Annotated in this window: 10 protein-coding genes; all 10 read right to left on the bottom strand. The window is 57.6% G+C overall.

Going from position 1 to position 5,516, the window contains the following annotated elements:
* The coding region (gene rpsE / locus AC1DWI_RS12505; protein ID WP_477724934.1) for a 30S ribosomal protein S5 at positions 1 to 423 on the bottom strand (423 nt) is incomplete at its 3' end.
* 17 nt (positions 424 to 440) lie between these two features.
* Positions 441 to 806, bottom strand: coding sequence for a 50S ribosomal protein L18 (rplR, locus tag AC1DWI_RS12500; RefSeq protein ID WP_457281395.1), 366 nt, complete (start codon positions 804 to 806; stop codon positions 441 to 443).
* 11 nt (positions 807 to 817) lie between these two features.
* A complete protein-coding gene (gene rplF / locus AC1DWI_RS12495) occupies positions 818 to 1,351 on the bottom strand; it encodes a 50S ribosomal protein L6 (protein WP_477668670.1) in 534 nt (177 codons plus the stop codon).
* 25 nt (positions 1,352 to 1,376) lie between these two features.
* Positions 1,377 to 1,772: a 30S ribosomal protein S8 gene (gene rpsH / locus AC1DWI_RS12490; RefSeq protein ID WP_371436766.1), complete on the bottom strand. Its 396-nt coding sequence runs from the start codon at positions 1,770 to 1,772 to the stop codon at positions 1,377 to 1,379.
* An 18-nt stretch (positions 1,773 to 1,790) separates the two neighbouring features.
* Entirely contained in the window at positions 1,791 to 2,096 is a 306-nt protein-coding gene (rpsN, locus tag AC1DWI_RS12485; RefSeq protein WP_188709725.1) for a 30S ribosomal protein S14, read from the bottom strand.
* A gap of 8 nt (positions 2,097 to 2,104) precedes the next feature.
* Positions 2,105 to 2,677: a 50S ribosomal protein L5 gene (gene rplE / locus AC1DWI_RS12480; RefSeq protein WP_477724933.1), complete on the bottom strand. Its 573-nt coding sequence runs from the start codon at positions 2,675 to 2,677 to the stop codon at positions 2,105 to 2,107.
* Position 2,678: 1 nt separating this feature from the next.
* Positions 2,679 to 2,999: a 50S ribosomal protein L24 gene (rplX, locus tag AC1DWI_RS12475; protein WP_348045257.1), complete on the bottom strand. Its 321-nt coding sequence runs from the start codon at positions 2,997 to 2,999 to the stop codon at positions 2,679 to 2,681.
* Between the two features lie 9 nt (positions 3,000 to 3,008).
* Entirely contained in the window at positions 3,009 to 3,377 is a 369-nt protein-coding gene (gene rplN, locus AC1DWI_RS12470; protein WP_007869247.1) for a 50S ribosomal protein L14, read from the bottom strand.
* 363 nt (positions 3,378 to 3,740) lie between these two features.
* Complete coding sequence (locus AC1DWI_RS12465; RefSeq protein ID WP_477671099.1) at positions 3,741 to 4,490, bottom strand: class I SAM-dependent methyltransferase; 750 nt, start codon at positions 4,488 to 4,490, stop codon at positions 3,741 to 3,743.
* A 70-nt stretch (positions 4,491 to 4,560) separates the two neighbouring features.
* Positions 4,561 to 5,388 carry a transglutaminase family protein gene (locus AC1DWI_RS12460; RefSeq protein ID WP_477646814.1) on the bottom strand — a complete coding sequence of 276 codons (828 nt, stop codon included), beginning with the start codon at positions 5,386 to 5,388 and terminating at the stop codon, positions 4,561 to 4,563.
* Positions 5,389 to 5,516 lie beyond the last annotated feature (128 nt).

Raw genomic sequence — 5,516 nt, 5'->3', positions numbered from 1 at the left:
GTTGTAAGGGTTGCTCGAACCATGGCTCTTCGCCACGATGTCGGTGATGCCCATGACTTCGAAAACGGCGCGCATTGGACCGCCAGCAATGATGCCGGTACCCTTGGGAGCCGGCGCCATCATGACGCTGGCTGCACCGTGGTGGCCGAAAACATTGTGGTGAATGGTGCCGTTTTTCAACGAGACCTTGGTCATGTTGCGGCGCGCTTCTTCCATCGCTTTTTGCACGGCTGCCGGCACTTCTTTCGACTTGCCCTTGCCCATGCCGACGCGGCCATCGCCGTCACCCACGACGGTCAACGCGGCGAAACCGAGGATACGACCGCCCTTCACGACTTTGGTCACGCGGTTAACCGCGATCATTTTTTCCTTCAGACCATCGTCTGGAGCGTCGTTTTGCTGTTTTGCTTGAAACTTAGCCATACTTAATTCCAGTCTGCTTAGAACTGCAAACCAGCTTCGCGAGCCGCCTCAGCCAACGCTTTGACGCGGCCGTGGTACGCAAAACCGGCGCGATCAAACGCCACTTTTTCAACACCTGCTGCTTTTGCCTTTTCGGCAATGCGCTTGCCAATGGCTTGCGCAGCAGCAACGTTTCCACCTTTACCCGAAGCGCCGATTTCCTTGCGGACTTCCACTTCCGCGGTGGAAGCAGCAGCCAGGACCTTGGTGCCGTCGCCAGAAATAACGCTGGCATAGATATGCAGATTGGTGCGATTCACGGTCAAACGGGCAACACCTTGCGTAGCAATGCGAATGCGGGTCTGGCGTGAACGACGAAGGCGCTGCTCTTTTTTGGTCAACATGATGCAGCTCCTTATTTCTTCTTGGTTTCTTTGATCGTGATCTTCTCATCCACATAGCGGATGCCCTTGCCCTTGTAAGGCTCGGGAGGACGAACAGCACGAACTTCAGCGGCGATCTGGCCGACGCGCTGGCGGTCGGAACCCTTGATCACCACTTCCGTGGGAGTCGGGGTTGCAACGGTGATGCCAGCAGGCATGTCCATGATCACAGGGTGCGAATACCCCACGGTCAGGTTCAGCTTGGCGCCCTGGGCCTGGGCCTTGTAGCCCACGCCGACCAGGCTCAATTTTTTCTCGAAACCCTTGGTGACACCCGTCACCATGTTGTTCACGAGCTGGCGCATCGTGCCGCTCATGGCATTGGCTTCACGCGAATCATTGGCCGGCACAAAAGTCAGCTTGCCTGCATCGTTCTTGATGGTGACAAGCGCGTTCTGCGTCAGCGCCAGGGTGCCGAGAGCGCCCTTGACATTGATCTGGTCTGCTTTCATGGCCACGTCCACACCCTGAGGTACGGCCACTGGCATTTTTCCTACACGAGACATTTCAGTTTCTCCTCAAATGCCGCCGTTAGGCCACGTAGCAAAGCACTTCACCACCGATACCGGTAGCGCGGGCTTTACGATCCGTCATGACACCTTGCGGAGTCGTGACAATTGCCACACCAAGGCCGTTCATGACCTGGGGGATGGCACCATGGCCTTTGTAAACACGGAGGCCGGGGCGGCTGACGCGCTCAATGCGCTCAATCACGGGCTTGCCTGCGTAATACTTCAGGGCGATTTCCAGCTGGGACTTGCCTTCGTCGGTCTTGACGGAGAAGCCATCAATGTAGCCCTCATCCTTCAATACCTGCGCGATGGCAACTTTGACTTTTGACGACGGCACCAGCACGACGGCTTTTTCAACCATCTGTGCATTGCGGATGCGGGTCAACATGTCGGCAATAGGATCACTCATGCTCATTTTGTGGTTCTCCTATGCTTACCAGCTTGCCTTGGTGATACCGGGGATATCACCAGCAAAAGCCAACTCACGGATCTTGGCGCGAGCCAGACCAAATTGACGGAAAGTACCGCGTGGGCGGCCCGTGATCGCGCAGCGGTTGCGCTGGCGGGTCGGGTTCGCGTTGCGGGGCAGTTTCTGCAGCTCGAGGCGAGCCAGCTGACGCTCTTCGTCAGAACGCTTGGCGTCGTTGGACGTCGCCTTGAGTTCAGCGTATTTTTTGGCGAACTTCGCGGCGAGTTTCTCGCGCTTCAGTTCACGTTGCAGTAAAGCTTGTTTTGCCATGTCCCGCCTCAGTTCTTGAACGGAAAACGGAAGGCGGTGAGGAGTGCCTTGCACTCTTCATCGGTCTTTGCCGTTGTGGTGATGCTGATATTCAGGCCGCGCAAGGCGTCAACCTTGTCGTACTCGATCTCAGGGAAAATGATCTGCTCTTTCACGCCGATGTTGTAGTTTCCGCGGCCATCGAAGGCCCGGCCGGAAATACCACGAAAGTCACGCACACGGGGCAGGGCCACGGTAACGAAACGATCGAGGAACTCATACATCTTCACGCCGCGCAGGGTCACCATGCAGCCGATAGGCAGGTCTTCGCGGATCTTGAAACCGGCGATAGCCTTCTTGGCCTTGGTCACGACAGGCTTCTGGCCGGCAATCTTGGTCATGTCGCCGACGGCGTTGTCCATAACCTTCTTGTCAGCAACAGCCTCGCTCACGCCCATATTGAGCGTGATCTTGGTGATACGGGGAWCCTGCATGGGCGAGGTGTAGCCGAATTTCTCAATCAGGCCGGGGGCGATTTTTTCGCGGTACTGAGCTTGCAGGCGAGCCTGCGAAGCGGCTTGTACAGGTGCGGTCTTTGCCATGTTATGCAACCTTGATTTCTTCGCCACTGGATTTGAAGACGCGCACTTTTTTGCCGTCTGCCAGGAGCTTGATGCCAACGCGATCCGCCTTGCCGGTAGCGGCATTGAAGATTGCCACGTTCGACTGGTGAATCGGCATGCTTTTTTCGACGATGCCGCCGGTGGTACCCTTGAGGGGGTTGGGCTTGGTGTGTTTTTTCACCAGGTTAATCCCATCCACCAGCACATAGCTGTCATCTTTGCGCAGCGAAATCTTGCCGCGCTTGCCTTTGTCGCGACCAGCGATCACGATGATCTCGTCGCCTTTACGGATTTTATTCATGGCGAGTCCTTACAGAACTTCAGGAGCCAGGGACACGATCTTCATGAACTTTTCAGTGCGCAGTTCGCGCGTCACTGGTCCGAAGATGCGGGTGCCGATTGGCTCCAGCTTGGCGTTAAGCAACACTGCTGCGTTGCCGTCGAATTTGACGAGCGAACCATCGCCACGGCGAATGCCCTTGGCGGTGCGAACGACCACAGCGCTGTAAACCTCGCCTTTTTTGACGCGGCCACGCGGAGCGGCTTCTTTGATGCTCACCTTGATGACGTCACCAACGCTGGCGTACCGGCGCTTGGAGCCGCCCAGAACCTTGATGCACATCACGGACTTGGCACCCGTGTTGTCAGCAACATCGAGCTTGGATTGCGTTTGAATCATTTAAATGTGTTCCCAACTTGCACCGGAAGGCAACCCCTTGGGATTACCAGCCAATCAGTCTTGGGCCTGTCGTCCACACCGCAAACCACTTGCAGCGCTTCCGTTAGGCAGAATTCCTCGCTTTTTTAGAGCGAAGCCTACGATTATGACCGAGCGAAAAGCCACTGTCAACCGCTTGTTGTGAAAATATCCCCACAATAAAGCGGCGGCCCCTCCAGAAGCCCGGGGGAGCCCCCGGGTACCGGCCACGCTTCGCGCTTATGCCGCGGGCGGATTTTCAGCATTAAATCCGGCCTCAGGCCAATAGGGATGAGCGCAACCAGCTATCAAAAAAGGAGCGTTACTGCACCACGCCACGCACCATCAAGGTTGGCCGAAAGCCCGGGCGGCCCAAGGCGGTATATGGTTACAGAAGGCATGGACACCTTCCGAGAAACTGCCAAAGCCAACCCCATGGTTCTGCGCAAGAAGCGCCAGGCTCCGTGATGAGAAAAGGCTGATATGCCCATTGCGCGGCGAGGCGTACCACCAGGTCAGCTGCTCGCCGGTCTTGATATGGCCGTCAGACAACAGCGTCGAGAACATGATCAAGCCATCCGGTGACATTAGCTTCTTGAGGTCAGACATCAATGCCCAAACGTCCGGAACATGTTCAAACACCTCATATGCGGTGATCAGGTCGAACTTACCCAGTGTCTCAACGCTGAGGTTTCTGTCCACAAAAGGGTCATATGACGTGGATTGCCAATGGGCTTCCCGCATCAACCTGGCCAGGCCGCCATTGCCGCCACCATAGTCGAGGTGCCTCAGGTTGGGGGCCAGATCGCCAAATCTTTCACGCAGGAGGGCTGCGTTTGCTTCTGCCCGGGCTTGTACGTAATGGGGATCGACAACAACGTACTGGTCGTTGTAGATTTTTTCCTCAAATTCTTGCAGACTCCACGCGCAAATCTCCGGCGCGAAACAAAAAGCACAGCTCTGGCAGACCGCATAGGCTACAGGCACGCCGGAAACACCCAAGGGGGCCGAGTTGCATGACTTGTTGAAGTCGACGGGATCAAGCAGTGTGCAATCGGCACTGCAGACCGGGCAAACCGTTTTGTCTGTCGTCATGGTTTTACGCTCATCGCGAGGCGGGAAAGTGGTCTCGCCGCCCTGAGCGGTTGGAGGAATCAGAAAGCTGTTAGTTTCCCACAACCGGCTCGATGGTGATCTCCACCGTCATCGACTCTTCCCCACCGCCCTGCCGCACACCCTTGATGGGTGGGCAGGCGTTGTAGTCCGTCCCCATGGCCAGGCGCACGTGGCGCTGGTCGATCAAGCAGCTGTGGGTGACGTCAATGCTGACCCAACGTCGGGTGGCCACGTCGAGGCACACGTCACACCATGCGTGGCTGGCGAGGTCGGGCTCGTTGGCGGCGTAGAAGTAGCCGCTGACATAGCGCGCCGGGTAGCCCAGGCTGCGGCAGATGGCGACCATGACGTGGGCCTGGTCCTGGCAGACGCCTGCCCCGGACTTGAAGGCTTCCAGCGCCGTGGTCGTCACGCTGGTGCTGTTTTTCAGGTAGCTCACAGCGCCTGCCACGCCCTGGCTCAATGCCAGCAGGGCCGGCAAGCTTGCAGTGCCGTCAAGGCTTTGCGGGATAAAGCGGCGGCCAAATTCGGCAAGCTCCCAGTGCGGTTCGGCCAGGTGTGTGGCGCGCAGGAAGAAGTACGGATGCGGCAGGGTTTCCGGGTCGTTGAACTCCGCCACGCCAAAGGTTTCCACATCGCCGGCCGCGTTAACCAGGCTCCAGCGCACGTTGTCGGCATCCTTGCCCACAAAGGTGTAAGAGCTGATGGTGTTGCCAAAGGCGTCGCGCTGGGTAAAAAGTTTTTCGGGCGCGCCCAGGCTCCAGAAATGCACCGTCTGCGCCGGGCTGGACTGCGGCGTGAGCCACAGCGTCTGCAGCGCATAGCGCAGCGGCTCCGTGTACCGGTAGTCGGTGATGTGCCTGACGTGCAACTTCATCAAGGCCCCGTCATACAACAGTACCGACCCTTTGCGGCGGCAGAAGTTAGGCCGTCTTTCAAGTGGTGGCCGGCACCAAAAACTCGCGGCTGATGTGTGCGCCCAGCTCGTTCACGCGGTCCAGGAAC

The organism is Polaromonas sp. P3_C2 (assembly GCF_056402675.1).
Note: the sequence above shows the minus strand (reverse complement) of the source record. Positions and strands in the feature narration are given on the sequence as shown.

Coding starts and splice junctions, on each gene's coding strand:
- rpsH (WP_371436766.1), bottom strand. CDS start 1,772: ATGAGCATGAGTGATCCTATTGCCGACATGTTGACCCGCATCCGCAAT.
- AC1DWI_RS12465 (WP_477671099.1), bottom strand. CDS start 4,490: ATGACGACAGACAAAACGGTTTGCCCGGTCTGCAGTGCCGATTGCACA.
- rplF (WP_477668670.1), bottom strand. CDS start 1,351: ATGTCTCGTGTAGGAAAAATGCCAGTGGCCGTACCTCAGGGTGTGGAC.
- rpsN (WP_188709725.1), bottom strand. CDS start 2,096: ATGGCAAAACAAGCTTTACTGCAACGTGAACTGAAGCGCGAGAAACTC.
- rplR (WP_457281395.1), bottom strand. CDS start 806: ATGTTGACCAAAAAAGAGCAGCGCCTTCGTCGTTCACGCCAGACCCGC.
- rplX (WP_348045257.1), bottom strand. CDS start 2,999: ATGAATAAAATCCGTAAAGGCGACGAGATCATCGTGATCGCTGGTCGC.
- rplN (WP_007869247.1), bottom strand. CDS start 3,377: ATGATTCAAACGCAATCCAAGCTCGATGTTGCTGACAACACGGGTGCC.
- AC1DWI_RS12460 (WP_477646814.1), bottom strand. CDS start 5,388: ATGAAGTTGCACGTCAGGCACATCACCGACTACCGGTACACGGAGCCG.